This is a genomic window from Ruegeria sp. CDSC042, assembly GCF_059610745.1.
This window is the reverse complement of record NZ_JBXWOF010000003.1, coordinates 391,886-416,516: the sequence shown is the minus strand read 5'-3', so window position 1 is coordinate 416,516 and position 24,631 is coordinate 391,886. Positions and strand designations below refer to the sequence as shown.

Genomic DNA, 24,631 nt, shown 5'->3' with positions numbered 1-24,631 from the left:
AGTACCCTGCAAATCAGGGCGTTTTGTGGTTTAGGTAACAATAAGCAGGGTCCAAAAGCCATGCCAAGAAATCGTTTGATTGTCGGCGGCAATGTAGTGGGTTTTGCGCCTGAAGCGAACGGCAGAAATGCGGGCTGCGACCGCAGTATCGTTATCGTATACTGTATGTCCGGAAAGGGCCGTGATCCGCGCGCATAGTCCTCGCCGCTAATATGCTGCGGCGACACCGGGGGCTGCAAGAAGCCTAGACTGTCCAGACATCATCGAAGAGAGGTCGCCCGCTTTGTGGATTATGGGCGATAGACGCTTAAGAAGATCCGCTGTATCAAGTTTCTAAGGCTGCTCAAAATTGGACCAGTCATGCCCGTCACTTCGGCTCACGCTTCCTCACCGTAGAGATAGAGCTTTTCACCTGACAGGATCGCAAAGTGCAGATCCTCAAAATCCTTTGGCGACATATCCCCCCAATTAGGCGTTTCAACGACCTGCATCTGGCCAATACGTTGGCCAATTTGACTGAGGGTTTTTGCTTGTCCGCATCGTTGGGCGTCGTAGCTTTTGAGCAGGTCAGGTAAATCTTTGGCTGCGCCCGCAAGCATTTCCAGCGCCAGCGCGTCTTCTAATGCCTTTGTAGCCCCGCTTGCGGTGTGCGGGCGGGTCATTGTTCCTGCATCGCCAATCAGCAGCGTTCTTTTGCTGACATAGGTATCGACGATGCTGTCATAGATCGGCTGTATCGACACGTCTTTGTGGCGGGTTTGGGCGAGGAGGCTGCGAATGGCGGGAGGAAAGTGATCGTTCAACAGCATCTGAAGCTCGGCGAACGCCGCCATCGTGACACTGCCTGGAGGAATAGATTCGACGCCGTTCAACGGTTGTGCTTCAGGACAGGATGCGTACACCGCCCAATTCACACGGCGTTGCCCGGTCGCGGCGCTGCCGTCAAAATTCGGGATCATGTAAAGGACTCCGTGTCCGCCCGAAAAAGGGACAGTCAACCAGGCCGTCTCTTTGTCGATCGCCTCAATCAAATGGGTGTCGGCACACTCTGCCTCAGGATAGTTCCCGCGCCACAGCACATAGCCTGCGTAGTCCGTTTCGATGTGGGGATGCATCTTTTGGCGCACCGCAGAGTTGTATCCATCCGCGCCTATGAGAAGATCAAAGTCACGCGTCTCACCGTCCTGGAAGGTCACTGTGACTCCATTTGCAGTCTCTGCGAAATCCAAGAGCATCTTGCCCTCGTGATAGATGTCATCGGAGACTGTTTCCCGCAGCGCACGCCACAGGTTCCCCCAGTTATTGGCGAAGGCGGGGGTCGCTTGGGTCCACAAGCGCTTTCCGTCACGACTTCCATCGGGAAACTGCCACCAACGCGATTTCATCTCGCAACTTGGGAAATTCTTAGGAAGATATCCCTTGTCCATAAGCGTGGCGCGTAGAGGGCCCGGAATGCCGATGCCGGACCCGCGGTCCATCAGCCCTTTTGAGGATCGTTCGAACACGTCCACATTGCAGCCAGCTCGGGTCAACGCTGTTGCTGCGGCGCAGCCTGCGATGCTGCCACCGATCACTCCAACTTGCAAACCTTCCAGACTCATGCATTCCTCCCAAGTCGAATCCACATAACTTTACGTTGTATATTTAATTATACAATGTAAAATAAAGAAATGCACAAACCCACTAAGCGATCAAAAAAAACAAACAAACGCCGTGACTTAACGGTGGACAAAATTGTTGAAGCGTCCCTTGTCGTTTTGAAGTCAAGCGACCCATCCGCACTTACAATGCGGCGCGTGGCAGAAGAATGCGGTGTTTCAGCCATGGCGATCTATCATCATATCGACGACAAGAACCAACTCGCCACCCTCGCAGTTGATAGCCTCTTTCTTGCAGCCGCGCAGGGTCTGCGAATAGGGGAAGATTGGAGAGACCGCTTACTCGATTTTTTGGAGGAGGTTCGAAAGCGGCTATTGGAAACACCTGGTGCGGGCATGATCTTTGTCCGCCAGGCTATCATCGGCCCCGGAACCGCTACCACGACAGAGCTGATGTTTGAATGTCTCAGGGCGGGTGGATTCAGCGGTAGGGCCATCGCCGAAGCGAGTGACGCAATTACCATGCTACTCATCGGATCGATCGCCAACGATCTCACCCGGCCACCGCAGATACGTGAGGAGTTGGGCAAGCAACTCGCGCCCGAGGATACCCCGATATTACAAAAGAACATGCAAACCTATGCAACCAGAGACGGCGGCGAACGGTTCATGCTTGCTATAGGCTGGATTCTTGATGGGGTCACTCAAGCGGATGCAACAGGATCCAGAACCAAAACCTTATAAGCCGATCTTGATCTTGATCTTGATCTTGATCTTTGGTTTTTGGTCGGCAACTCCGTTCTTCACACCTTAGACCGACCTGTGCTCTCAGCGTGTCCCGTGAATGTCCGGAATGCGGGCTGCGACCGCAGCATGTCGGTTGGCTGCTGGATGTCGGCTCTGGGCCGAGTCTGCTTGCGCAATGCACATAGTTGTTTCGGCGGGTTCGTTCATTGCTTCGCGTTCTCAAATTACTCAGTCATTCTTGTTTGGCCTGAACATCCAAATATCGGATTAGAACTCTTGGGATGGACGGCTAATACCTACTGTGATCCTATGCTGTCGCAGTTCATGGGCATTCAATGCGATCAGCTTCGTATATTGTAGGTATTTTGGTAGCCATTGCCGCCAGCATTGGCCTTTATTTGGTTTCTTACCAGTACTTCGTTTCGGAGGAGCTTTCGAAAGCTCAGGGCCGGCTCTCTCTCTACCAAAGTTCGGTAAACAGCGAACTCGAACGATTTTCCCACCTCACATATGTGCTGTCACAGGATTCCTTTGTAATTGGAACAGCCGAAGGAGACGGCACCGGAGCTTTAAACCGACGCCTTGAGGATTTTGCGGAGCGGGCGGAGCTGGATGCTATCTACCTGATGGACGAAGACGGGATCACGATTTCCGCATCGAACTACCGCAACACAGAGAGCTTTGTTGGCCAGAACTACGCTTTCCGCCCGTATTTCCAAAGTGCCATTTCTGGCAAACAGGGCCGCTTCTATGCCATCGGGGCGACGACTGGTCTGCCAGGATACTTCATCGCCAACGCAGTGCTTGACGACCAGGGAGATTCAACTGGCGTCATAGCGATTAAGATCGATTTCTCTAATCTTCAGGATAGTTGGAAAAACTCGGGCGAACAGGTTCTTTTGGCCAATGAAGACGGTGTCGTTCTGCTTTCTTCGAACTCGGATTGGCAATATCGCGCGTTGACGCCATTGTCAGAACCACAGCGAGAGCGAATTCGAAACGCCCGGCAGTTTCCGGGGCAAGCCTTAGATGCGTTGGATTGGGTTGAGTTGCCGGGAGATCAGGCCAGAATTGCGGGGACGAAGCGCTTGCATCTTGCAGCAACGGATTTGCCTCATGGCTGGTCGCTTCACTATTTTGCAAGTGACGATCAGGCTGTAGCGCGCAGTTGGCTTGTAACTGTAGTTTTTGTCCTCTTGGCGGGGCTCACATTTATCTTCTTCCAGATACAACGTGCGAGACGTGTAAGCGCTGCCTTGGCGCGGTCCGAAGAGGAAGAAGCAATGCTGCGCGAAGCAAATGAAAGGCTTGCCATCGAAATCGACGACCGCAAAACCGCCGAGCGGAGCCTCAAACGCACCCAGGGCGAGTTGGAGCGCGCAAGCCGACTGGCCGCTCTTGGGCAACTATCCGCGTCGGTCACGCATGAGCTGGGCCAGCCCATCGCGGCGATGCGCAATCATCTGGTGGCTGCAGAGATTTCATCTTCCGGTGAAACCAAGCTGCCACAAAAAATCGGCAACCTGGTTGACAGAATGGAAGGGATCACACGCCAGTTACGGTTTTTTGCACGGTCGGAGAGTGAGGCGTTCGACGACGTAGACTTATGCACTTCGGTTAATGCCGCGTTGGCTCTGGTTGCCCCAAACATCGAACAGGGCAAGGTGAAAATCTCAATTGATGCGTCGACTGGTCCGGCGTTTATCCGGGGCAGTGCCCTGCGGATCGAACAGGTCATCACAAATCTTTTGCGCAATGCCATAGATGCTACGGATGAAGCGGATGCGCCTGAAATCCATATCGCTGTCATGGCTTCTGATGATGAGGTCGTGTTGGAAATTCAGGACAACGGTCACGGGTTGGGCGAGGCAACGCTGGCAGAGTTGCAAGAGCCATTTGTAACCACAAGAGAGAGCGGGAGAGGCATGGGCTTGGGACTGGCCATTTCCACCAGCATTGTCAAAGATCACGATGGCACAATGACGGCCCGAAATCGAAATGGCGGCGGAACAATTTTCCGTGTCACCTTCCCGATAGCCTCAAATACTGAAGAAACGGACGAATGAACCTGCAGCAACCCTTCAAAGTTCTGGTCGTTGATGATGACAAATCAATGCGACAGTCTCTTGTTGAGTTGCTCGAAGCCGCCGACTGGACTGTCAGCGCCTTGCCACGTGCGACTCAGGTGACGGAGCATCTGGCTAACGCCTCGCCCGATGTCATTCTGTCCGATGTGCGTATGCCCGGCATGTCGGGACTTGAATTGCTGGCCAGCCTGGACAGGCATGTGGCGCCTCCGGTCGTACTGATTTCGGCGCATGGTGACATCCCGATGGCCGTTCAGGCCATACAGGACGGGGCGTATGGGTTCATCGAAAAGCCATATGAACCACGGCGATTGCTTACGGTGCTGAGGCACGCGGCTGAACAAAACCGAATGCGAAAAAGCAATGCCCGCCTCAAAGACCGGCTGTTCAAACTGTCAGGCCTTGACCGCATCCTGCTGGGACAAACAGACGCCATTACAGACTTGCGACAAGATGTACTTGATCTTGCTGATACTTCGGTTGCGGTTTTGTTGCAGGGGGATACCGGCACCGGGAAAGAGCTGGTTGCCCATGCTTTACATGATTTGGGTCGCTCGCCGGAGGCACCGTTTCTGGCGTTGAATTGCGCCGCATTGTCTGCCGATACGTTTGAAGCGGAAATGTTCGGCGTCGCGGGTGAATCCGACGGAAGGCTTGTGGCGGCATCGGGTGGGACCTTGTTTCTGGATGAAATCTGCTCGTGCCCACCAGCGGCGCAGGCCAAGCTGTTAAGGGTCATCGAAGATCAGCAGGTGCTGCCGGTGGGGGCTGTGTCGCCAGTGCCAGTAAGCTTCAGGGTCGTGTCAGCAACCAACGAGGACATTGTATTGGCAGCCGAGGAAGGCCGCCTGCGTAAGGACCTTTTGTTTCGACTGAATACTGTTGTCCTGTCTTTACCTCCGCTACGTCAAAGACGGGATGATCTGGTTCTGTTGGCAACGCATTTCTTGAACGAATACGCGCAGATTTATGAGATAGACGCACCAGAACTCGATCAGGACGATTTGGCTGCTCTGCTTGCACATGATTGGCCCGGCAATGTGCGTGAATTGCGCCATGTCTGCGAACGGCGCATTTTGGCGGCCCGGCGCGGAGGAGGGTCAGTGGCGCAGGCGATCCAAAGCGATCAGCATTTCGACGATGTGCCGGATACGCTACGCGAAGCGGTTGCTGCTTTTGAACGCGAGCTCATCGGCAAAGCCGTCAAGGCGCATAAAGGCCGCATGGATGCCGCCGCCGAAGCGCTTGGGATTGGCCGCCGGACGCTCAACGAAAAGATCGTCAAACTTGGTCTCGATAAAGAGGCTCTGTTGTAGGCGAAAACAGCTCTGCGGAAATCCGCAGGGCGCCCGGGAAAACGCGCGCATTTTCCTTCATAGTCAGGACGCCGCGCATTCTGAATACTCCGCCCAAACGAATTGCATGATCTGGGAGGAGCCACTATGCGCAAACACCTTAACCGGGCGGCCATTGCCGCCTTGTCGCTGACCGTTGCATCCGAAGCACTGGCCGTCGAATGGAATGTATCCCTGTGGGGCAAGCGTCGTGCTTTCACAGAGCATGTCGAAAAGCTGGCTGAACTGGTGAACGAAAAGACCAACGGTGAGTTTACCCTGAACGTCAGTTATGGTGGCCTGTCGAAGAACAAAGAAAACCTCGATGGTATTTCGATTGGTGCGTTTGAAATGGCCCAGTTCTGCGCTGGCTATCACCGCGACAAGAACCCCTCGATCACTGTCTTGGAACTGCCGTTTCTGGGCGTGACATCCCTTGAACAGGAAATTGACCTGTCGATGGCCGTTTATCAACATCCAGCCGTTGTCGAGGATCTGGCCCGCTGGGACGCGACTCTGCTGATGCCGTCTCCGCTACCGCAGTACAACCTTGTCGGGGTAGGTGACGCGCCGAAATCTCTGACCGATTTTGAAGGTCTGAGTGTGCGCGCCACCGGCGGTATCGGTAAAGCGATGGAGACGGTCGGCGCAGTTCCGACTTCGATGTCCGCATCCGAAGTACGTCAGGCAATGGACAGCGGCATCGTCAAAGCCGTCAGCTTTGCACCACACGCCCATATGTCCTTTGGCACTATTGAGAACGGTACGTGGTGGACGACGAACCTGAACCCCGGAACAGTCAACTGCCCGGTCGTCGTGAATACTCTGGCACTGGAAGATCTGTCCGATGAACATCGTAAAGCTCTGCTGGGGTCGATAGACGAAGCGCTGGATCACTACGTTTCCCAATACCAGACCAAAACGATGGAAGCTTGGGGCCCCGAGCTGGATCAACGCGGCATCGAACGGGTCACGTTCAGCGATGAAGAAATCGCGGCATTCAAAGAGGCCGCCGCCGCACCCGCAGCAGAAGCCTGGATTGCGGAAAACACCGAACGCGGTCTTCCGGCGCAAGAGCTCTATGACCTCGTGACCGGCAAGATCGCCAACGGTAGCTAATCCACTCACCACCCGACGTCGGCCAAGCTGGCGTCGGGTGCCTATTCCCCTGATAGCGGAGCACAACGATGGCCGGGTCATCCCTGGTGCTGTCCGACGACAGCCGTCTCAGCATTCTCGATCAACATCTCTACAAACTGGAGAGCTTTCTGGCTTTGATCAGCGGTCTTGCGGTTTTCTCTCTGATGGTCATGGCCGTTGTCTCCGTCGGTGGTCGGAACATCGCCAATGCGCCGCTTCCCGGGTATGTCGACTGGATTGAACAGGCCATGCCGTTGATTGCCTTCATGGGGATATCTTATGCGCAGCGCGATGGCGGCCACATCCGAATGGACATGTTCGTTGGTGCACTTAAAGGCCGAACGCTCTATATCGTTGAATTCGTGACAACCGCCGTCATTCTGGCGCTGATCGTCTTGCTGATCTGGGGGAGCTGGGCGCACTTCGCGCGCAGTTTCGACTATGGTGCCCCACTGTGGAGCCGCGACAGTTCCATTGACATCAGTATCCCGCTGTGGCCCGCCAAGCTGTTGGCACCCGTCGCCTTCAGCGTGCTTTGCATAAGGCTCTTTCTGCAGCTCTGTGCCTACGGTCGTGCGATTCGCCATCCTGACCAGCCGCCTATCGCCGTCCCGTTGATTCCCGATGCCGCCACCCAGGCTGCAATGGAAGCCGAGCATGTCTCGGGCCACGACAACTGAGGTAAATTCTGATGGAACCCATTGAAATTGGTCTGATCGTCTCGGGCGGAATGCTTGTTCTTGTGGTGCTGGGTATGCGTGTGGCTTTTGCTGCCGCAACGGCCGGAATGGTTGGCCTGATCTGGATCTTCTGGGCCAAGTTTGGGTACGACCCGGCGCGGTTCGGCAAGGCTGTGACTGTGGCCGTCAAAACAGCGGGGCAGGTGCCGCATTCCAAGATTTCGAGCCAGGCGCTGAGCCTTATCCCGACCTTCATCCTGATTGGCTACCTCGCCTACTACGCGGGCCTGACCAAAGCACTGTTCGAGGCCGCCAAGCGATGGCTGGCATGGGTTCCTGGCGGGCTGGCGGTGTCGACCGTCTTTGCCACCGCCGGGTTCGCTGCGGTTTCCGGAGCCTCGGTTGCCACATCCGCCGTTTTCGCCCGCATCGCCATCCCCGAGATGCTGAAGATCGGCTACGACAAGCGCTTTGCTGCAGGTGTCGTCGCTGCAGGCGGCACATTGGCGTCGCTCATCCCTCCCTCGGCTATTCTGGTCATCTACGCGATCATCGTGGAGCAAGACGTGGGCAAACTGCTTTTAGCCGGTTTCATTCCGGGCATGTTCTCTGCTTTGATCTATGGCTTGCTGATCATTGGCATGGCTGTTGTGATCAAAGACTTTGGCCCCCCAGTCTCAGGCTTTACATGGAAAGAGCGTTTCATGTCTCTTCCGCCTGCATTGCCTATCTTGTTTGTCGTCGTGACGATTATCTTCTTTGTCTACAACCCATTTGGAGGCGATGCTTGGGGCACGCCAACCGAGGGTGGCGCAATCGGTGCCTTCGTTGTCTTTCTGATGGCGCTTTACCAGGGCATGCGCTGGTCCGAACTTAAAGACGCGTTGCTGGAGACGGCCAAGCTAAGCGTCATGATCTTTACCATCATCTGGGGCGTGCTGGTCTATGTTCGTTTTCTGGGTTTTGCCGAACTACCCAGCGCGTTCTCCGACTGGATCACCTCGCTTGAGATGTCACCAATGCTCATTCTGATCTGTATCCTGCTGGCTTATGCTGTACTGGGCATGTTCATGGATGCGATAGGTATGCTGCTGCTGACGTTGCCCGTAGTTTACCCAGCCGTCATGGCGTTGAACGGTGGTGAAGCGGTAAGTGCGACCGATAGTACCTTTGGAATGTCCGGCCCGATGTGTGCCATCTGGTTTGGCATTCTGGTAGTCAAAATGGCCGAGTTTTGCCTGATCACCCCACCTATCGGGCTGAATTGCTTTGTAGTGGCTGGCGTGCGTGATGACCTAAGCGTTCAGGATGTTTTTAAAGGTGTAACGCCTTTCTTTCTGGCGGATGCAGCGACGATCGCAATGCTCGTTGCGTTCCCTGCTATCGTTCTGTGGCTTCCTGGACAGGTTTGAATTGCAGGGGATGATTTTTGAGCGCGGTTTGCCGGTGCGGCTTAGACAAAGATGCAAGATGCGTGCCATTCATGAATAAGCAACGGCGACCAAAAGCATAGATAGCTGGCGTCATTATCTGTTCAGTCGTGTAAAGGCGTGTCGACTGAATTGGGCCGTCCGCATGATCAGCTATTGGTGGGGCAGGGGACCTTTCTGCAACGGCACCGGAGCCTGTTGTGAGCCCAAAGCAGAATCTTGAGAGATAGTGGAAAGAGCACTCCGCCGTCACCACGGCGAAGTGCTGAATAGTGTGTGTCTAGCTGCCTTTCGTCGAGCGTGCGAAATCCTGTAGAACGGTAACTCACGGTCTGCAGGGCTAAGCCGCCACTCGCCGCACCGTCCACTAAGAAGCGCTCCGCGAACTTTGCGGACCCTGGAACAGCCTTTGACACAACAATTTGGAACGTCGCAGTTAACCGCGTGCACACCAGCATTGATTTCGAAAAGGTCCCAATGCCATCATCTTCTAAAAGTAGGAGGGGATTAGATGTGGAAACCAATCATATTTGCTTTTTTGATTGTCGTGACTGGTGCCGCAGCGGCTATGTCGCACGATGTGCGGGATCCAGCGACTTTGCAAAAACCGCTTATTCAGGACTTGCTAACCGAGTCGCTCAAAAGCACTGAGGGCTTGGAGGTTGTCGTGAGCCATGTTGCCCTACCACCAAACCTCACTTTACCAATGCATTGGCATCCCGGTGAAGAATTTGCCTACATTCTGCAGGGCAGCGTCACCCTCATCCTAGACGGCGAAGGCGAACAAGAAGCTTTTTCAGGTGACGTAGGCGTCGTTCCGTTGAAAAAAGTGCACACCGCTCGCTCAGGGGACGAAGGGGCAACCATTTTGGTGTTCCGTGTCCATGAGGAGGGCCAGCCAGGCAGAGTTTTGGTCAGCGACTGATTTTCAAGACAAAGGCGAAATATCCTTTACCGAATGCATGGTTGTCGGAACCGGGGGGATGCCGTTTGCCTTCACACTTGCAACCCTGCTTTTTTCCACCCGCTGCGCCAGCGATCAGCGCAGGTTGGAATAGAGAATAATGGTAAACGTGTTGTCTCGGTTATCGAAGCCGCATTCGGAGCGATTTCGTTCAATTTGACAGCCGCTGTTTTTGCCGCATCTATGTCATCGAGCTCAGCGAGCGAGGCAATCAGCATCAGGTGGCTCATCAGGAAGGTTGCACGCACAGACAAGGCTTCGCGACAGGCCTGCGCGGCTTCCTCATAACGTCCCAAGTGAAACAAGGCGGCACCCTGTCCCATGAAAGCGGCGTGCCGCAATGGATCACCCGGGCTGAGTTCGACAGACCGGACTGCATGTTCCAGCGCCTTGTCAGGGCGATTCAGCAAATAAAGATTTGCAGCGGCGAGCATGTGGACCGTCGCCGCGTTGGGATTTTCCGACAATGCTTCCTTAAAGGCTGTCCGCGCGCGGGACAGGTCTTGTGCCAGCATAGAGATCGAATGTGCGGCATAAGCCTTTGCAATGCCGTCCGCGCGATCGCTCCGCAGCACCTGCTCTGCGGCCGCGACAGCTGACTTGGGTCCCTGATCTACAGGTTCCAAACCTTGCACAAGACGTTGGATATGAAGCCATGCTAGCAAGCCCGCTGCGGAGGCGTATTCCGGATCTCGATCCAAAGCCAGTTTTGTTAGTCGTATTGCCTCTATGTTGTCTTGGTCAGTCAGCAAGTGGAAATGTGATAATGCTCGGAGGTAGAGCTCGTATGCCTGTAAGTCCTTGGTGGGTTTTGCACGCGCACGATTTGTTTCAGCGTGCCGCACCGATGGTTCAATAGCTGTAACTACGTCTTCGGTGACTTGATCTTGAAGATCAAAGATGTCGTCGAGCACACCGTCAAAGCGGTCCGCCCACAAATGGCTCCCATTTTCGGTATCTATGAGCTGTCCCGTGATGCGGACGCGCTGCCCGGAACGCCGAACGGAGCCTTCCAGTACATACCGAACCCCTAGGTCGCGGCCCACGTCGCGGATGTCCGTGCTTTTCCCCTTATAAGTAAAAGAAGAGTTTCGTGCGACGACCATCAACCAACGAAACCGCGATAGCTCAGTTATGATGTCTTCCGTGATGCCATCGGCAAAGAATTCCTGCTCCGGATCACCCGACATATTGTCGAATGGGAGCACAGCGATTCCCGGCCTCACATCCGCTTTGATCGCGAGATTGGCTTTCGTACCCTTTGGCCAACACCAGATTCCAACATGGCGCGTGATGTTTTTCAGTTCGGTTTGCTCTCCGCCGTCGAATAATCCCGCATCGTTACGGTCAAGGCTGTTATGTGACGTATCCGAAAAGAGCACTTGTCCCGGCTTCGCGAGAGCCTCCAGACGCGCCGCAACATTGATGCCGTCGCCGAAAATGTCATCGCCATCGGTTACCACTTCCCCTGTGTGAACCCCGATGCGCAGTTTGATGTGGTCAGGTTTGAGGGCGGACTGAACTGCAATCGCGCAAGCTGCTGCTTCAGATGGTGATTGAAACTCGACGATCCAGCCGTCACCCATGCTTTTGATCAGTGAACCATTGGTATCTTCCACGATCGGGAGAAACGTGTCCTCACGGAAGGTCTTTAATGCAGCGACTGTGCCAGTACGGTCCTGATCCATCAGCGCGGAATAGCCCACAATGTCGGCGGCCAATACCGTCGTGAGACGTCTTCCCATTCACCCCTCCTCTTTGCAATGAAGTTAGCTCGGTGGGTTGCTTCTGTCAGCCCATTCGTCAGATTTTGAAAAGCCTTAATGAATAGAAAGCATAGGTACAGGCATACACGCACAACTAAAAAGGTAATGCTCAAATACCTGTCGCGCATTCAGCAAACGGTCACCTTCATATCCGCGGAGTTAGTTACTTGCGTTTCTTTAGCTGCCAATGTTCGTGGCAAAGCAATTCCGCTTTGGGCTCAAGGCAGACGTTCCTCTAAACTCGTTGAACGTCTGCTGAGCGGGACGAAGCTGCCGTTTGCGCTTGAAAGATCAATGTCCGCTCAGCAAATGGCCACACCTGCTGACGACATCTTCTTTTCAGCGCTTTCCGTCGGTGCGGCTGCGAGCGCCCCCTCTTTCACGACGGTGACGTCATAGCCTCGTTTTCTGGCCGCCAGCGCCGTCTTTTGCACACAGTAATTCAAGTCCAAACCAACAAGGCGCAGCCTGCCGACGTCGTAACTCTCTAAAAGAGCATCCAGTTCGCCCATTTCGAATGCGTCCTGCACGCGCTTAACAAGCACATGGTCGGGTAGAGATGTAAAAACCTCGGCAATTTCGGTCCCGTCGCTGCCCTCTATCGCCTGCCCTTTCATCAAGAGTTTTGCCACTGCCTTGGTTGAAGGGATCGACCATTCCTGACGCACGGCGATGACGGGATGGCCTTGCGCTTTCGCAGCTTCTACTTCCGAAAGAATGACACCTGCGGCGGCTTCTTTTGCGGCGTTCGAGTACGGACCGCGCTCCCAGAATACCGACTGTAGATCAATCAGCAGTAGTGCTGATCCATTCCGGTCCGATATCGTTTCTCCTACACTGACCGCGCCAATGCGTCTTATACCGTTGGCGAGCCAGAGAATTAGGAGCAAGACCGCGGTGGCCAAGATAACACCGAAAGTCATTCGCTCTCTCCCGCTTGGGTTTTTAGTCTGTCCGTCACTGTGAGCACGACCTCAAGCGCCGTGGAAATGCTCTCACTGCGTAGGTTCGCACCAACCCTCTCCATAAGCTTCATTTCGTTCGAAATGATCTCTTCAATGAGGGTGCGACCGTGATCGGTCAACGTCAGGACAGGAGACCGCTTGTGGCGAGGATTTGGGCGGTGCTCGACCAGACCTGAGGCCAGCGTCTCATTGCACATGATCTGAACGTATTGCCGTTTGATTTCGAGTCTTGCCGCAATCTCTGGGACGGTCTGCTCTCCGTATTTGTCCAGCATCTCCAGAACGGCGCGCATCCGGACTGTTAGGTTGGTTCCGACCAAGCCCGTTTCAACGCAGGCTTCTGCGGCCTGCATCAAGGGGCGTGACATCCAAATCAGTTGGTGAAGTTGTTCTGCCTTCATAACGACATTATACATGTCATTTTGACAAGTGCAATGTCATCTCTAAAAAGCTGACATTAGTACATCGTGCAGCATCCGGTAAGTCTGGGCTCAAAACGGAAATCCCTTTTCGGGAGCACTGCAATCTTTCTTTAATTCTAGATTTATTCCTGAACCAACTGCCTCCACTACTACTACTGCAGTTGCAAAATATCCGGGACGCAGAGTTTTCTTTTGGCAGGCATTTTGTCTGCACCATCTGATCGTTTCAGTCGCTTCGGGCCGTCCTTGACCTTGATTTTCGGCTTAGCTAGCGGGCCTTTTAGAGTCACTGGCCAAGGGCTTTTCGAAAGAGGTTCGCCAATCTTGCGGGGCTGTAGATCTAAATCCAAGACCTTGCCAGCCACATCGACCCCGCCAAAAACGACAACTTGGACATGATCCGTTTCCAAGGTGGTTTGTTTCGTCGAAATACTTCCATTGGAGATACTAATCGGCGCGCGCAAGCACACGATCGGAGCAACCTTTTGTTTTTCTTTGGTAAACACCCAAGGTAGCACACCCAGCCCCGCCAAATCCAAAAGCTGGGTCTCGATCGAGCCATCACGCAATGAAACTGTGGCGTTGCCGTTCATGCTGTTGGCAAAGTGCTTGGGTGAATCGGTTCCTCCTGACACCGAAAAATCTGCATAGATCGTACCGCTTGCACCCTTTTTGAAGTTCAGACCGTGAAGAATATCATCCAGCTGCCAGCCGCCTGCCTTGCCGGTCAACGTGAGCAGGTGCGCGTCGTTCGATAGATCCATTTGCCCGCTGACGTCGAAATGAGCGCCTCCGTATTCAAATTTCAAAGGTCCGGCCTTAAGCTCATTTTTGTTAAGCGTCAGTTCGCTCTGCAAACTGCTAATGCCTTTGGCGCCCTCTATGTGCCGAAGGTCAATGTCGACATCCATATCCATACCGGACAAAAGAACTGAACGCCCAATTGGTTTAAGCGTCACATCTCTCAAAGGGCCAGTGTCATCTGCTTCTTGATTGACGTCTTCCTCGTCGGGCTCCATACCGCCTAGCTTCCGCAACTGTGCGGCGGCCTGAATGATAGTTCGAATATGATCTATCTTTATCAAGTCACTCTCTATGGAACCGTTCAGCACAGGATCACTTGTTGCATCATCAAGATCGGCGACAATTTCCAGGACAGATTCAGAAACCTCGACATTGGCACTCGCGTTCCAATCGGTGCCTTCGCTAGCGAGGTCAATCTCAAGGCGAGCCCGCCCGGTTTCCACGCGATCAAGCGATAGTGCCTCCAAAAGGTCTGCACCTGATGGGACTTCAACATCAATTGCCAAATCCAGATCCTCGAATTTGAGTACATTCTTGACAGTGCCATGTACTTCGAGGTTCCAGACTTCCGTTTCGCTTGTCCTGCCATCCAAATTCGTCAGCGATAGCTGGTTGATGTCGCCATTCAAATGAAAGTCGCCGGAAAATCTGCCGAGTTGGTCGTCCGGTCCTAACAGTTCTGGTGAGATCAAACTGCTTGCCGGAATATCCATTAGACCTTCTGCTGATATTCCTTGTAACTGCAGCGCGTCATCGACCGAACCGTCCAAAATGATAAACGGATCAGCCGGGTTCCCAATTCTCAAGTTGATGCTTCCGACCCTTAAGGCGCCCTCTGGTGTTCTGGAAAGTTCGGAGAACTTGATCGGAGGCGGACCCTCGCCAGACGTGTCCAATGTGAATCCGTTGGTCTTAATGACCATTTGCCGCTGCGGAATCTGCCCGGGGACGCTGTCGATAACCATGTCGACCGCGATAAGTTGAAGATCATACCGCGATGCGGCTGTGCCCGGTTCAGCATCTTCAGGGTACAACCGAATGCGGGTTGTCAGCGATACGTCTTCCGGGTTCCCCAATTCTCCGATTTGTCCTGTCAGCGAGAGGCTTTGCCCGCCATCCAACTCCGTCAAAACACTTAGATCATCAATCCGAGCAACGCCGTCGACCGAATTGAATGTTGCACTAATACTCCCTGAACCTTCCAGGACACGGTCAAGCTTCAGGATCTCGAGAAGCTGGCCAAGTTCTACAACCTCTAGGGTCGTCTTCACTTGCAGCCCGTCTTCTATGGGGGATTCCTCTGCGGTAATCGAAATCTGTTCGAAGTTCACCGCTACCTGAAACGGGTCTTCCGCAGGGAATGTCGCGTTCAGATCAAACCTCTCTCCGTTTAGCGAACCGGCCCCAACTGCGGTCGCAACGTCGGCTTCCGTATCGCGTTTTAGAAGCAGCTCAGAAAGCTGCAGATCCAGCTCAAGCCCGTTTAGATCGTTTTGGTAAAAAACGGTGATATCGGTCAGGTCAATTTTATGGTCCGTTAGAACTCCAGCCAAAGGCATTTTAGGAGACTTAGCAGCTTGTCCGGTTTCTACATCTGATTGGGAAAGGGACTGCCAGTTTCCGACGCCGTCTTTGCCTGTGATCAGGTTCAGGTGAACGCCCGAGAGAGAAAGGTTGCTCAGCGATAGATTACTGTTCCAGAGGTCGCTCGTGGAAATTTCGAACTCAAGTTCGTCGATTGCTGCCAGATTCTCGTTCGCTCTCCGCGAACCGGGTAGTACCAGCCCCGCCGCTGACACCTGCAAGTGCCGGCCAAGGCCCAGACGCACTTCATCCTCTATGATGACGTCCTGACCAAGTTTCTTGGAGATCAGGTTTTCAACGAAGGTGGTCCTTACAGAAGAAAACAACGTAGAAGACAAGAAAAGCCAAGCTGCTAACACAGCCACAAACGCGACAGCGCAACAAACAAATACACCTTTTGCAACGTACCGCACGCTTTTCTCCTAATGTTCCGATTCATACCTTGGGCAACCTAAACCATTTATTTGTTAGGTTAATGGATTATATGGTCGGTAAATTTCCCGACCTCTGAATGATCTTGACCGTACAGCTGATAACTCTCGCTGATTTGGTCGGACAGCTAAATCACGGGTAGATGACAAAATAACTTTTGTACCGCTGACCCAGCTTCCAATCAGCTGGCTTGAAGCGAGTTTGACCGACCAGAACTGGACACGTTGCAGGGGTTGCGACTTCAGCGGCTCGACGCATTCCCAAGCTATTGGCAGCCAGATTTCTTCGATTTCCCACATTTATCTAATTACTGTTATATGTGAATTCTTCAAACGACGAGGACAGGATGAACTCACTAACTAGAATAACACGTGGGATAGGCGTCGCTTTCAAAGACGGTAGAGTGAAAGGCATTCTTGCCTTCACGGTTGGAATGATTTTATGGGCCTCGGTCTTTTACCACTTTGTCGAGGGTTGGAGTTGGCTCGACTCAATCTACTTTTCTGTAGTGACAATTTCGACCGTAGGGTTTGGTGACTTCTCACCTGAAACCGCGGCAGGGAAGATCTTCACAATGATTTACATCATCGTGGGCCTCGGTGTCTTCGTGACCGCGGCGACCACAGTGGCAGATACAATCTTGTCCCAAGACGACAAAAAAGCGGACTAATAGACTGCACTCAAATGAGCCAAACCGAGTTCCTGCACAGGCATTGGCCCGTCTGTGCATCTCAAACCGCGGCCTGGATTCATTTGCGCCTTCAAGCTGATAGATGATCACTAAAACTCAAAAAAATATACATATTATGTTTTTTGAGTATAACATTCAAAAAAATATATGGAGGGATGGAATGGAAAAGACACAGGACGCAAAGATTGTCGATCTAGCGATACGATTGCTCTTTCTCGGACTATTTCTCTACAGCGCTCTGGTCATGGTGGCCCCGCTTGCAAGCGTGGTTATCTGGGCAACTATCCTCTGTGTGGCGCTTTACCCGGCATTTGATTGGCTGCAGTCCAAGCTAGGAGGTCGGAAAAAGCTTGCCACAACGATCTTGGTTTTGCTGGGCCTTGTTCTGACCCTCGGGCCTGTCGCAACTGCGGTGTCTGGTGCTGCAGAACTAGGGGCTGAATTCGCGGAACAAGCTGACAAGGGTGAGTTGAAAGTCCCCCCTGCGCCCGAGGGCCTCAAGGAATTGCCATTGGTTGGAGACAAAATTTCCGATGTCTGGGGGATGTTTGAGCGCAATCTTGACGGCGCGCTTACGAAATATGGCGCGCAAATCCTTGAGATCACCAAGTCGCTGTTTGGAAAGGTGTTGGGCATCGGCATCGGGCTTCTTGGCTTAGCTCTGTCCGTATTGATTATGGGGGCGTTGTTCAGCCCCGGGCCAAATATGGTCCAGGGTCTTCAGCGCTTTGCCAACCGTGTTTTCGCTCCGCGCGGTGGAGAATTCGTAACACTGGCAGGCGCAACAATTCGGAACGTTACAAAAGGCGTGATTGGCGTAGCTGCCATTCAAGCGGTCTGCGTTTGGATACTGTTGGCTTTGTTTGGGATTTCTTCGGCCGCCACGTTGGCATTCATCTGCCTGATACTCTCGATTATCCAAATCGGGCCCGGATTGGTTCTTATACCGGTAATTATCTACGCATGGAGTTCCATGTCCGGCGGAACTGCTTTGATCTTCACCATACTGGCTGTTCCCGTCACTATAATGGACAGTTTCCTAAGACCCGTGTTCATCTCAAAAGGCCTCGAGACTCCTATGTTGGTCATCCTCATCGGTGTTCTCGGAGGTATGATGGCGTACGGTTTGATCGGCGTCTTTATGGGGCCGGTTCTCTTTGCTGTCTTCTATGAGCTGTTCAAGGTTTGGATTGATACCTCGCCCGAAGCCGAGGGCGTTGCTGATGGTACGACGAAATGAGGAAAACGATATGGACAACCCTGGCTGTCATTCTGATTTTCCTTGTCTGGTATTTGGTCGCTGATCGGAAAACGCCATTTACCGGGAACGCCAGAGTAAAAGCCGTGGCGACTCAGATCGTCCCTCAGGTGACTGGCACCGTGACTGAAGTATTGGTCGAAAATGGTCAGATTGTCTCGGCCGGAGATGTCCTTGTCCGGATCGATGCGCGACCCTACGAGATTCAGCGCGACAAGGCGGAAGCTGATCTCGAAGCAGCCACTCAAGAAGTCGGCGCATCTTCGGCAGAAGTAAGAGCGGCACAGGCCAAACTGGCAAGGGCGCAGAGCGATCTGGATACGATGCGCATTCAAACAGAACGCGTATTTGCGCTCGAAAAGAAAGGGTTGATTGCCGTCTCAAAGGCCGATGATGCGCGAGGGCAACTGGCAGAGTCCGAGGCAAACTATGAGAACGCAAAAGCAGATCTGGAAAAAGCAAAACAGAGACTTGGTGACGACGGAATCGAAAACCCGAAAATCCAGCGCGCGTTGGCCGCCTTGGCGGATGCAGAGCTTAACCTTGAGTGGACTGAGTTGCGCGCTCCGGCGACAGGTGTCATCTCTAATTTGCTGATAGCCCCCGGAACATATGCGCGATCCGGTCAGGATCTGTTGACGTTTCTGGACGCAACTGACGTCTGGATTGAGGCGTATTTTTCCGAGAACAACCTAGGAAGAGCCTCGATAGGGTCTCCGGTTGATGTAGTGTTGGACATGCATCCAGGTCAGGTTATTCCGGGCGTCATTGAGAGCTTTAGTTCGGCGGTTTCCCTAAGCGGCGGTGATGTGCCTGGGCAATTGGCGAGCCCGCCAAGCACCAAAGGTTTTTTACGAGAGCCTGAGAGATTCCCAGTCAGGATCGTTTTACCCGGCTATGAAGCCGGAAGCACCGAAGATGACCTTCGCTTTCAGTTGAATGGGCAAGCCGATGTGATCATGTACCTAAGCGACAACTCGTTGCTGAACCTCGTAGGTCGCACCTACATCCGCGTGGTTTCAATTCTGTCCTATGCGTACTGAGGACCAACGCTCTGTCACCCGGCTTGCGCTGGGTGTTACCGGCGTCTTTTCATTGGGCCTATTTCTTGGGTGGCCGCTCGCCGTCGTCGGGGCGGTGTTCGCCGCCCTTTTTCTGCAAGCACCTGCCGCATTGCCTTTGGCCGCATTTGCTAAGCTCTTTGTCTTCTCTATTGGATTGATGTTCATTTCGTTCCTGATGTCGTCAATCTTCTCACCATATCCGCTTGTATTTCTGATGCTGGTGGCGATTGGAATAATCCTGTCTTTCATGTGGTCAGTTTCCGGCGCCGGAGTATTACCCGGTGTCATAGCTCTCATGGGGGCATTGATGATCCCAAACTTGGTTCTGCAATCCCAGGATCTGGCCTTGGTGCTTGTGTATTGGATACCTTTGAATCTGCTGTTTGCGGGCTTCGTATCGACGCTAATGTTCGCGCTGATCCCCGCCGAACCTCAAACAGCGGCCCAGAAGAAGGCCGCATCGTCGCCGAACTTCGACCCACATCGCCGAATAGTCAGGATGTCGCTTGTAACAGTGCCGTTTGCCTTGGCGTTTTTTGTTTCCGGCGCATCTGCACTACTTGTTTTGTTTTTTGTCGCCCTGCTGAGCCAGCAACTTGCGGCAATGCCCGCTGCAGGCAAAACAGTTGCAAAAGCAATGCTGACGGCAAACCTTCTTGGGGCGGCAGTATCCATCATTTGCTATGAGATAAACGTAATAGCTCCGGTTATTCTAACGCCCATTCTGCTGTGTTTTTTCTTTTGCCTGACACTCGGAGCACTCGGTAAATCTCAAGCCCCACTCGCCGCCGCTGCCGGCTCTGCTATTACAACGGCTCTGATTGTATACGGCGGGTCGGTTGCGCCGTTTTCAGACGAGGCTGACGTCAAGAGCATCATTCGAGTTTTGCAAGTTGCCAGCGCCGCCTTCTTTGTAATCATCGCATATGTCGTGGTAGATGAATTCTGGCCGGAAAAGGAGCGCCAGGCGGCTCAATGAAGTTAGTTGCAACAAGGCTTGGCGCTGAAACCGACAGTGTTCTCAACTTGACCAATTCTACTTAGGGTCAGGATTCATAACCAGTACATAACGGTTGCCTCGAGTGCGAAGGCTGAGAGGAAGACCTTGGGACTACGGTCATAGCGTGTCGCCACGCGCCTCCAATCCTTGAGCCTGCCGAACATGATCTCGATCCGGTTGCGACGTTGTACTTTCGCTTATCGTATTTGACCGGTGTCTTGCGTTGCATACGGCCTGGGATGCAGGCGCGTACCCTTTTGTCTTTTAGCGCTTCACGGAACCAGTCGGCGTCATAGCCGCGATCCCCGAGCAGCCAATCCACGTTTAATATGCTGCTGAGCAGAGCCCGAGCATCGATGTAATCGCTGACTTGCCCGGCAGCAACAAACAGGTTGAGCGGGCGACCTTAGCTATCACAAATAGCATGCAGCTTGGTATTCATGCCGCCTTGGTTCTGCCAATCAGGCGGCCATGCCCCCCTTTTTGATGCCCAAGCTGGACGCCGTGCGATGGGCTTTTAGATATGTGGCGTCGATCATGAACATCTTCTTTTCACCATGCTCGGCAGCCAGACCAGCCATCATCCGTGCGAAGATGCCTTTCTCGCTCCAACGCTTCCACCGGCTGTAGAGCGTCTTTTTAGGTCCGGATTCCCAGGGCACATCTCGCCAACGCAACCCATTGCAATTGATGAAGATAATCCCGCTTAGCACCCTTCTATCATCGACCCGTGGCCTACCGTGCGACTTCAGGAAGAAAGGGGAAAGCATGGCCATATGCTCGTCTGTCAGCCAATAGAGGTCGTTCATGTCATCGCTCCGTTTTTGGAGCCGTGAATCACGCAGCGCAGCGAAAATCAATGCATCCTGAGCCTAACATAGATCCAAGCGAAAGCTTCCTTCGCACCAAAAGTCAATTCATGGCAAGCGTTGTTGAATGGCCGCTAACCGAGACTGTGAATGCATTTTATGCGAGAGTAGCGAACGGCGGGTAGGCTCGCATCAACGAAACTGCAAATTCCTGTCTTGAAGGTCCGCTTTGGGCTGCTAGCGGCCTATCATGCTTGCTGCGGAGAATGGCAACACTGAGCCCAAGGTGTTCATGTTGCAATAGGAATGAGCGGCAGCGACAAATCAGGGTACAGACATCAACGTTGTGAGTAGCGGTTCGTTTTGACCATGCGACGTGCTGATGTCACGCAGCGAACATAGCCTCACCGCGATCTTGGAGATCGTTAGGCTTCTTGGTCGCTTTGTCTGCAAATTCAGGCGATGTTCAATGTCCCGATTTGGTTTTCGCTATATTGCAAAGCAGATCAACATGTTGATCCAACCAATCTTCGTCCAGTGCCTCGTGACGTATGAGTTTGCGGAAATAAGGTGCAGCGACTGCTAGTTCTATGAGTTGGTCAACCGGGACGTCAGCGGTGAGCTCACCGCGGCCTATTGCGGCTGCAAATACTGCTTCAACACTTGCGAACCTGTCTTTCATAAATTCAGTGATCACCAACCTCGCTTCTGCATCGTTGGACGCAGCAGCGACCACCTGAGGCGCGATTTGGCCCCATGGTGTGTCATTCAAGGCTCCCATCAGTACACCGAGTAGCCAGCGCAGGTCAGATCGTAGCGGGCCATCGGTTTTGGGCGGTATGTTCGGCGGTGTTGCGATGCGCCTGAACGCTGCATCACGCAGACTGCGCGCATCTGGCCAGTGTCTGTAAAGTGTGCTGCGCGAAATGCCCGTTGCCTTCGATACTGAGCCATGAGTTACGTGCAGCACGCCCTCATCCATTAGTATCTTTTGCGCAGCATCAAGCGCGGTCTGTCGTGTGGCGATCAGCCTAGGATCTTCTTTCAATCACCCCTCCTATAGAACATTTTGTTGCATAGTAGAACATTTTGTCCTAAAAGTATGGCAAGCTAAAACTAAATCCCAAAATTCAATTTCGCAAACACGTCTTGTCAAAATGGGAGCGTATCAATGTTCAAAGTGGCAGCAACCCCGCTGGCGGTAATCTTATCGATGGGCGCGACAACCGCATTGTCCGAGAGTGGCACTTACGAGCTGGATCCTGGACACAGCCAGGTATTGTTCAGCTACAACCACATCGGGTTCTCAGAAACATATGGAATGTTCTCAGGTTTTAGCGGTGAGATTGAGTTCGACGAAGATGATCCGTCTGCCTCATCTGTCACAGTGTCTATGCCTGTAAAATCCATGATCACGGGCTGGGATGCCCGTTTGCAACACTTCATGTCCGATGACTTTTTTAGCGCGAGTGACGGTGACGTGGTCACATTCGCCTCAACCAGCATTGAAGTGACCGGGGACAATTCCGCGAATATTTCTGGCGACCTGACCATGAATGGCGTCACCAAACCTGTTGTTCTGGAAACAACGCTTAACAAGTCAGCGCCATACCCGTTTGGCCCAAAAGAGGGCACGCCAACCTTGGGGCTGGCAGCCACGGCGACTATCGTGCGGTCTGAATTCGGACTTGGGGCGTTTGCACCTGCGGTGAGCGACGAAATAGAGCTCTTGATCAATATCGAAGCGTTAAAGGCTGAATGATGTGTGCAAGTGCGCTGAAACTGCTCGGAGTGCTCTTTCTTAACTTTTGACGGGGTTGCCAACAATATGGATATTTTCCCGAAAATATTTGCTGTTGTCGCAGTAGCGGCAGTCACGAGCCCTTTGGCATATGCGCAAGAGTACGCGTTCCCGGAGCGCACCTCGCCCCGTCCGGAAACAACAAGCGGCGTACCGCATACTCAGATTGGTGTCGAAATTGATGCCGATTTGGCCCAGCTATTGCAGGAGCGAGTTGCGCAATTCCCAGGGGTCACACTTGGCCCCACACGCATATCACTACCTGGCGCGATTGGCTTTCAGCTTGATCCCGACATGTTGTTGTCTCGACCGAGCTCTATCGTCGGTGGGTTTGAGTTTGCGCATTTGCATCCTGACGGCAGTTTGCACGCTTCGCTCGACCCAGCATTGGCGCGAAAAGCAATTGAGGCTGGCTGGGCCGTAGCTCACCCTTGGGCTGATCAACGCCCCGGATGGAGCGGCTTTGTCATGATCTATACTCCAACCACACCAGAAGAGTTGGAAGTCGTCATCGATCTGGTCGAAAGTTCGTACACCTTCATCACCGGCAACACCTTGGGTTAAACCTGTTTTGCCCGAAAGTGTGCGGTGGCGCCTGCTTCCTTAAAGAGTGCTGTTTCAGCCGCCTTGCTTTTCACGGTCAATTTCTTTCTTACATTCTTGCCGTGGCGAAGCGCTCGGAGCGTGCGCTCAAACCTTCAGCACCAATAGTAACTCCCGTCCCGCGCAGTTGAATTTGCAAAGCTCAGTGGCAAATGCCCGCTTTGGGCTGCGACCAACTAATTGAACTGATCGCAGAGAATGGCGTATCTGCGCCCAAAGCGACCATTCCGGTATCTAATTACAAAGTGGGTGTTCATGTCTTTGGGCTCACTTCACGGGTTTTTCGGTGAACCGGCGAACTGCGAGGACCGAAGCAGCATAATCCCCCAATGAAATCCCTCTGAAAGCAAAAGCCGCCGGTTTATTGCGTGCTCGGACGTCGACTTTGCCAGCGACCAATTCCGTCAAGTCGCCAGCAATTTGCTCGTATGGCAACATCGGCTTGTCGCTTTCCAGCTCCTGCAAACGGTCGTCGACAATTACCGTTTTGAAACCAATCATGTGCGCCGGCACCCACGGGATGCACGCATCAGTTATGGTGGCGAAGGCAGTCGGCTTCAGCCATCGGGCATCCAAGAAGGGTTCAATGGAGTAGTCCAACGTTATCGATGTCACTATCAGATCGGCATCACTCAAGGCGTCCTTGGCATCGGCGCATGTTTCAGCTTCGAGACCCATGCCCCTAGCATAACGACAAAGCTTGTCGGCATTCTCTTTACCTCGCCCGAACACGCGGATTCGTTTCAAGGGAAACAGTTCTGAAAACGCAGCTAGATGGGAGTGAGCCTGCACGCCCGCGCCCACAAAAGCCACTGTCTCGGCATGAGGGTCAGCAAGCCGACGCGCTGCCACCACTGACAGAGCCGCAGTTCTGTTTGCCGTAATCCAATTCGCTCCCAAGACCGCGCGAAGCAGTCCGGTTTGCGCATCCATAACCATGATGGCACCGTTTATCGCGGGAAGACCCCTCGCCGGATTTTCCGGACACACTGTAACCTGCTTGGTCACGATGAATCCATCATCTCCCATTGCCAATGTAGACATTGCGTAGCGCCCATCGCCGGGCAAAATGACTGTCTTGGGAGAAGTGTGAAGCTTTCCGTCTGCCTTGGCTATTAAAGCAGCCTCGATGGCATCGGCAACTTCCGAAGGTTGGATGCCTAAACCCCCGAGGTCGTCGTCAGACAGATAAATTAAGGCGTTCTCAGAAGTCACAGAGTCCCTCACTTAAGCAATTTGGCTTTTTGACTGAATACATTGTCTTCGGCAGTTCTTCCTATCGGTTTACCTTCACAGAAGTATTTTGGCTGTAACTTTTGATCGCCCTATCCAATGCGCAGAAAAAAAGTGCCTTCATTTTTCTGAAAATGTGAACCCAGTCGAACGCCTGCTTCGTCCATTAGGCCGACTTTGTGCGGTCTGAACCAACCCGATGACCTACTGAGATCGTCA

The 24,631-nt window shown here is 53.2% G+C and carries 21 protein-coding genes and 2 pseudogenes; 14 read left to right on the top strand and 9 right to left on the bottom strand.

All coding sequences use genetic code 11. From position 1 onward, the window contains the following. On the top strand, positions 1–198 hold a 198-nt coding region (locus AC2FHX_RS09750), incomplete at its 5' end, for a hypothetical protein (RefSeq protein WP_496701453.1). Positions 199–377: 179 nt separating this feature from the next. Here AC2FHX_RS09750 and AC2FHX_RS09745 read toward each other — a convergent pair. Together AC2FHX_RS09745 and AC2FHX_RS09740 are read right to left on the bottom strand one after the other, a co-directional pair. Further along, positions 378–1,427, bottom strand: a complete 1,050-nt coding sequence (locus AC2FHX_RS09745) for an FAD binding domain-containing protein (RefSeq protein WP_496701463.1) — start codon at positions 1,425–1,427, stop codon at positions 378–380. Positions 1,428–1,502: 75 nt separating this feature from the next. Next, positions 1,503–1,601, bottom strand: a pseudogene (locus AC2FHX_RS09740) (hypothetical protein); the annotation flags it as partial. A 69-nt stretch (positions 1,602–1,670) separates the two neighbouring features. Between AC2FHX_RS09740 and AC2FHX_RS09735 the strand changes: the two are divergent. The 7 genes from AC2FHX_RS09735 to AC2FHX_RS09705 all read left to right on the top strand — a co-directional run bounded on the left by AC2FHX_RS09735 (position 1,671) and on the right by AC2FHX_RS09705 (position 9,941). Further along, positions 1,671–2,342, top strand: a complete 672-nt coding sequence (locus tag AC2FHX_RS09735; RefSeq protein WP_496701452.1) for a TetR/AcrR family transcriptional regulator — start codon at positions 1,671–1,673, stop codon at positions 2,340–2,342. Between the two features lie 338 nt (positions 2,343–2,680). Beyond that, the gene (locus tag AC2FHX_RS09730) at positions 2,681–4,411 is read left to right on the top strand and encodes a sensor histidine kinase (protein ID WP_496701450.1); all 1,731 of its coding nucleotides are present in this window, start codon (positions 2,681–2,683) and stop codon (positions 4,409–4,411) included. Beyond that, the gene (locus tag AC2FHX_RS09725; RefSeq protein WP_496691965.1) at positions 4,408–5,748 is read left to right on the top strand and encodes a sigma-54-dependent transcriptional regulator; all 1,341 of its coding nucleotides are present in this window, start codon (positions 4,408–4,410) and stop codon (positions 5,746–5,748) included. The genes AC2FHX_RS09730 and AC2FHX_RS09725 overlap by 4 nt, the downstream gene beginning before the upstream one ends. A gap of 126 nt (positions 5,749–5,874) precedes the next feature. Next, a complete protein-coding gene (gene dctP / locus AC2FHX_RS09720; protein WP_496701448.1) occupies positions 5,875–6,885 on the top strand; it encodes a TRAP transporter substrate-binding protein DctP in 1,011 nt (336 codons plus the stop codon). A 68-nt stretch (positions 6,886–6,953) separates the two neighbouring features. After that, positions 6,954–7,586, top strand: a complete 633-nt coding sequence (locus tag AC2FHX_RS09715) for a TRAP transporter small permease subunit (protein ID WP_142637619.1) — start codon at positions 6,954–6,956, stop codon at positions 7,584–7,586. A gap of 11 nt (positions 7,587–7,597) precedes the next feature. Next, positions 7,598–8,998: a TRAP transporter large permease gene (locus AC2FHX_RS09710; protein ID WP_496701445.1), complete on the top strand. Its 1,401-nt coding sequence runs from the start codon at positions 7,598–7,600 to the stop codon at positions 8,996–8,998. A gap of 529 nt (positions 8,999–9,527) precedes the next feature. After that, positions 9,528–9,941 (top strand): cupin domain-containing protein, encoded by a 414-nt coding sequence (locus tag AC2FHX_RS09705; RefSeq protein ID WP_050602994.1) that lies wholly within the window; start codon positions 9,528–9,530, stop codon positions 9,939–9,941. Positions 9,942–10,012: 71 nt separating this feature from the next. On the opposite strand, the gene AC2FHX_RS09700 is transcribed toward AC2FHX_RS09705, so the two are convergent. The 4 genes from AC2FHX_RS09700 to AC2FHX_RS09685 form a co-directional block, all read right to left on the bottom strand. Then, the gene (locus tag AC2FHX_RS09700) at positions 10,013–11,725 is read right to left on the bottom strand and encodes an adenylate/guanylate cyclase domain-containing protein (protein ID WP_496701443.1); all 1,713 of its coding nucleotides are present in this window, start codon (positions 11,723–11,725) and stop codon (positions 10,013–10,015) included. Positions 11,726–12,048: 323 nt separating this feature from the next. Then, positions 12,049–12,669 carry a cysteine hydrolase family protein gene (locus AC2FHX_RS09695; protein WP_496691970.1) on the bottom strand — a complete coding sequence of 207 codons (621 nt, stop codon included), beginning with the start codon at positions 12,667–12,669 and terminating at the stop codon, positions 12,049–12,051. Further along, a complete protein-coding gene (locus AC2FHX_RS09690) occupies positions 12,666–13,079 on the bottom strand; it encodes a MarR family winged helix-turn-helix transcriptional regulator (protein WP_496691971.1) in 414 nt (137 codons plus the stop codon). The genes AC2FHX_RS09695 and AC2FHX_RS09690 overlap by 4 nt, the downstream gene beginning before the upstream one ends. 206 nt (positions 13,080–13,285) lie before the next feature. Continuing rightward, positions 13,286–15,934, bottom strand: coding sequence for an AsmA family protein (locus tag AC2FHX_RS09685; protein ID WP_496701440.1), 2,649 nt, complete (start codon positions 15,932–15,934; stop codon positions 13,286–13,288). Between the two features lie 422 nt (positions 15,935–16,356). Here AC2FHX_RS09685 and AC2FHX_RS09680 point away from each other — a divergent pair, with 422 nt between their 5' ends. The 4 genes from AC2FHX_RS09680 to AC2FHX_RS09665 all read left to right on the top strand — a co-directional run bounded on the left by AC2FHX_RS09680 (position 16,357) and on the right by AC2FHX_RS09665 (position 19,945). Continuing rightward, a complete protein-coding gene (locus AC2FHX_RS09680) occupies positions 16,357–16,623 on the top strand; it encodes a potassium channel family protein (RefSeq protein WP_246097203.1) in 267 nt (88 codons plus the stop codon). 103 nt (positions 16,624–16,726) lie between these two features. Then, complete coding sequence (locus AC2FHX_RS09675) at positions 16,727–17,884, top strand: AI-2E family transporter (protein WP_282027164.1); 1,158 nt, start codon at positions 16,727–16,729, stop codon at positions 17,882–17,884. Next, positions 17,881–18,945, top strand: coding sequence for an HlyD family secretion protein (locus AC2FHX_RS09670; RefSeq protein WP_496701438.1), 1,065 nt, complete (start codon positions 17,881–17,883; stop codon positions 18,943–18,945). Before AC2FHX_RS09675 ends, AC2FHX_RS09670 begins: the two co-directional genes overlap by 4 nt. Then, the gene (locus AC2FHX_RS09665) at positions 18,935–19,945 is read left to right on the top strand and encodes a DUF2955 domain-containing protein (protein WP_496701436.1); all 1,011 of its coding nucleotides are present in this window, start codon (positions 18,935–18,937) and stop codon (positions 19,943–19,945) included. Before AC2FHX_RS09670 ends, AC2FHX_RS09665 begins: the two co-directional genes overlap by 11 nt. A gap of 74 nt (positions 19,946–20,019) precedes the next feature. Here AC2FHX_RS09665 and AC2FHX_RS09660 read toward each other — a convergent pair. Beyond that, a pseudogene (locus AC2FHX_RS09660) lies at positions 20,020–20,775 on the bottom strand (IS5 family transposase). Positions 20,776–21,241: 466 nt separating this feature from the next. Then, entirely contained in the window at positions 21,242–21,823 is a 582-nt protein-coding gene (locus tag AC2FHX_RS09655) for a TetR-like C-terminal domain-containing protein (RefSeq protein WP_496701434.1), read from the bottom strand. A gap of 123 nt (positions 21,824–21,946) precedes the next feature. Here AC2FHX_RS09655 and AC2FHX_RS09650 point away from each other — a divergent pair, with 123 nt between their 5' ends. Next, positions 21,947–22,537, top strand: coding sequence for a YceI family protein (locus AC2FHX_RS09650; protein ID WP_496701432.1), 591 nt, complete (start codon positions 21,947–21,949; stop codon positions 22,535–22,537). 66 nt (positions 22,538–22,603) lie between these two features. After that, a complete protein-coding gene (locus AC2FHX_RS09645; RefSeq protein ID WP_496701430.1) occupies positions 22,604–23,140 on the top strand; it encodes a luciferase domain-containing protein in 537 nt (178 codons plus the stop codon). A gap of 306 nt (positions 23,141–23,446) precedes the next feature. On the opposite strand, the gene AC2FHX_RS09640 is transcribed toward AC2FHX_RS09645, so the two are convergent. After that, positions 23,447–24,394: an ornithine cyclodeaminase family protein gene (locus AC2FHX_RS09640; RefSeq protein ID WP_271952525.1), complete on the bottom strand. Its 948-nt coding sequence runs from the start codon at positions 24,392–24,394 to the stop codon at positions 23,447–23,449. Positions 24,395–24,631 lie beyond the last annotated feature (237 nt).

Coding starts and splice junctions, on each gene's coding strand:
- AC2FHX_RS09715 (WP_142637619.1), top strand. CDS start 6,954: ATGGCCGGGTCATCCCTGGTGCTGTCCGACGACAGCCGTCTCAGCATT.
- AC2FHX_RS09745 (WP_496701463.1), bottom strand. CDS start 1,427: ATGGACAAGGGATATCTTCCTAAGAATTTCCCAAGTTGCGAGATGAAA.
- AC2FHX_RS09705 (WP_050602994.1), top strand. CDS start 9,528: ATGTGGAAACCAATCATATTTGCTTTTTTGATTGTCGTGACTGGTGCC.
- dctP (WP_496701448.1), top strand. CDS start 5,875: ATGCGCAAACACCTTAACCGGGCGGCCATTGCCGCCTTGTCGCTGACC.
- AC2FHX_RS09690 (WP_496691971.1), bottom strand. CDS start 13,079: ATGTCACGCCCCTTGATGCAGGCCGCAGAAGCCTGCGTTGAAACGGGC.
- AC2FHX_RS09645 (WP_496701430.1), top strand. CDS start 22,604: ATGGATATTTTCCCGAAAATATTTGCTGTTGTCGCAGTAGCGGCAGTC.
- AC2FHX_RS09725 (WP_496691965.1), top strand. CDS start 4,408: ATGAACCTGCAGCAACCCTTCAAAGTTCTGGTCGTTGATGATGACAAA.
- AC2FHX_RS09670 (WP_496701438.1), top strand. CDS start 17,881: ATGAGGAAAACGATATGGACAACCCTGGCTGTCATTCTGATTTTCCTT.
- AC2FHX_RS09730 (WP_496701450.1), top strand. CDS start 2,681: ATGCGATCAGCTTCGTATATTGTAGGTATTTTGGTAGCCATTGCCGCC.
- AC2FHX_RS09665 (WP_496701436.1), top strand. CDS start 18,935: ATGCGTACTGAGGACCAACGCTCTGTCACCCGGCTTGCGCTGGGTGTT.
- AC2FHX_RS09710 (WP_496701445.1), top strand. CDS start 7,598: ATGGAACCCATTGAAATTGGTCTGATCGTCTCGGGCGGAATGCTTGTT.
- AC2FHX_RS09695 (WP_496691970.1), bottom strand. CDS start 12,669: ATGACTTTCGGTGTTATCTTGGCCACCGCGGTCTTGCTCCTAATTCTC.
- AC2FHX_RS09675 (WP_282027164.1), top strand. CDS start 16,727: ATGATCACTAAAACTCAAAAAAATATACATATTATGTTTTTTGAGTAT.
- AC2FHX_RS09735 (WP_496701452.1), top strand. CDS start 1,671: ATGCACAAACCCACTAAGCGATCAAAAAAAACAAACAAACGCCGTGAC.
- AC2FHX_RS09700 (WP_496701443.1), bottom strand. CDS start 11,725: ATGGGAAGACGTCTCACGACGGTATTGGCCGCCGACATTGTGGGCTAT.
- AC2FHX_RS09650 (WP_496701432.1), top strand. CDS start 21,947: ATGTTCAAAGTGGCAGCAACCCCGCTGGCGGTAATCTTATCGATGGGC.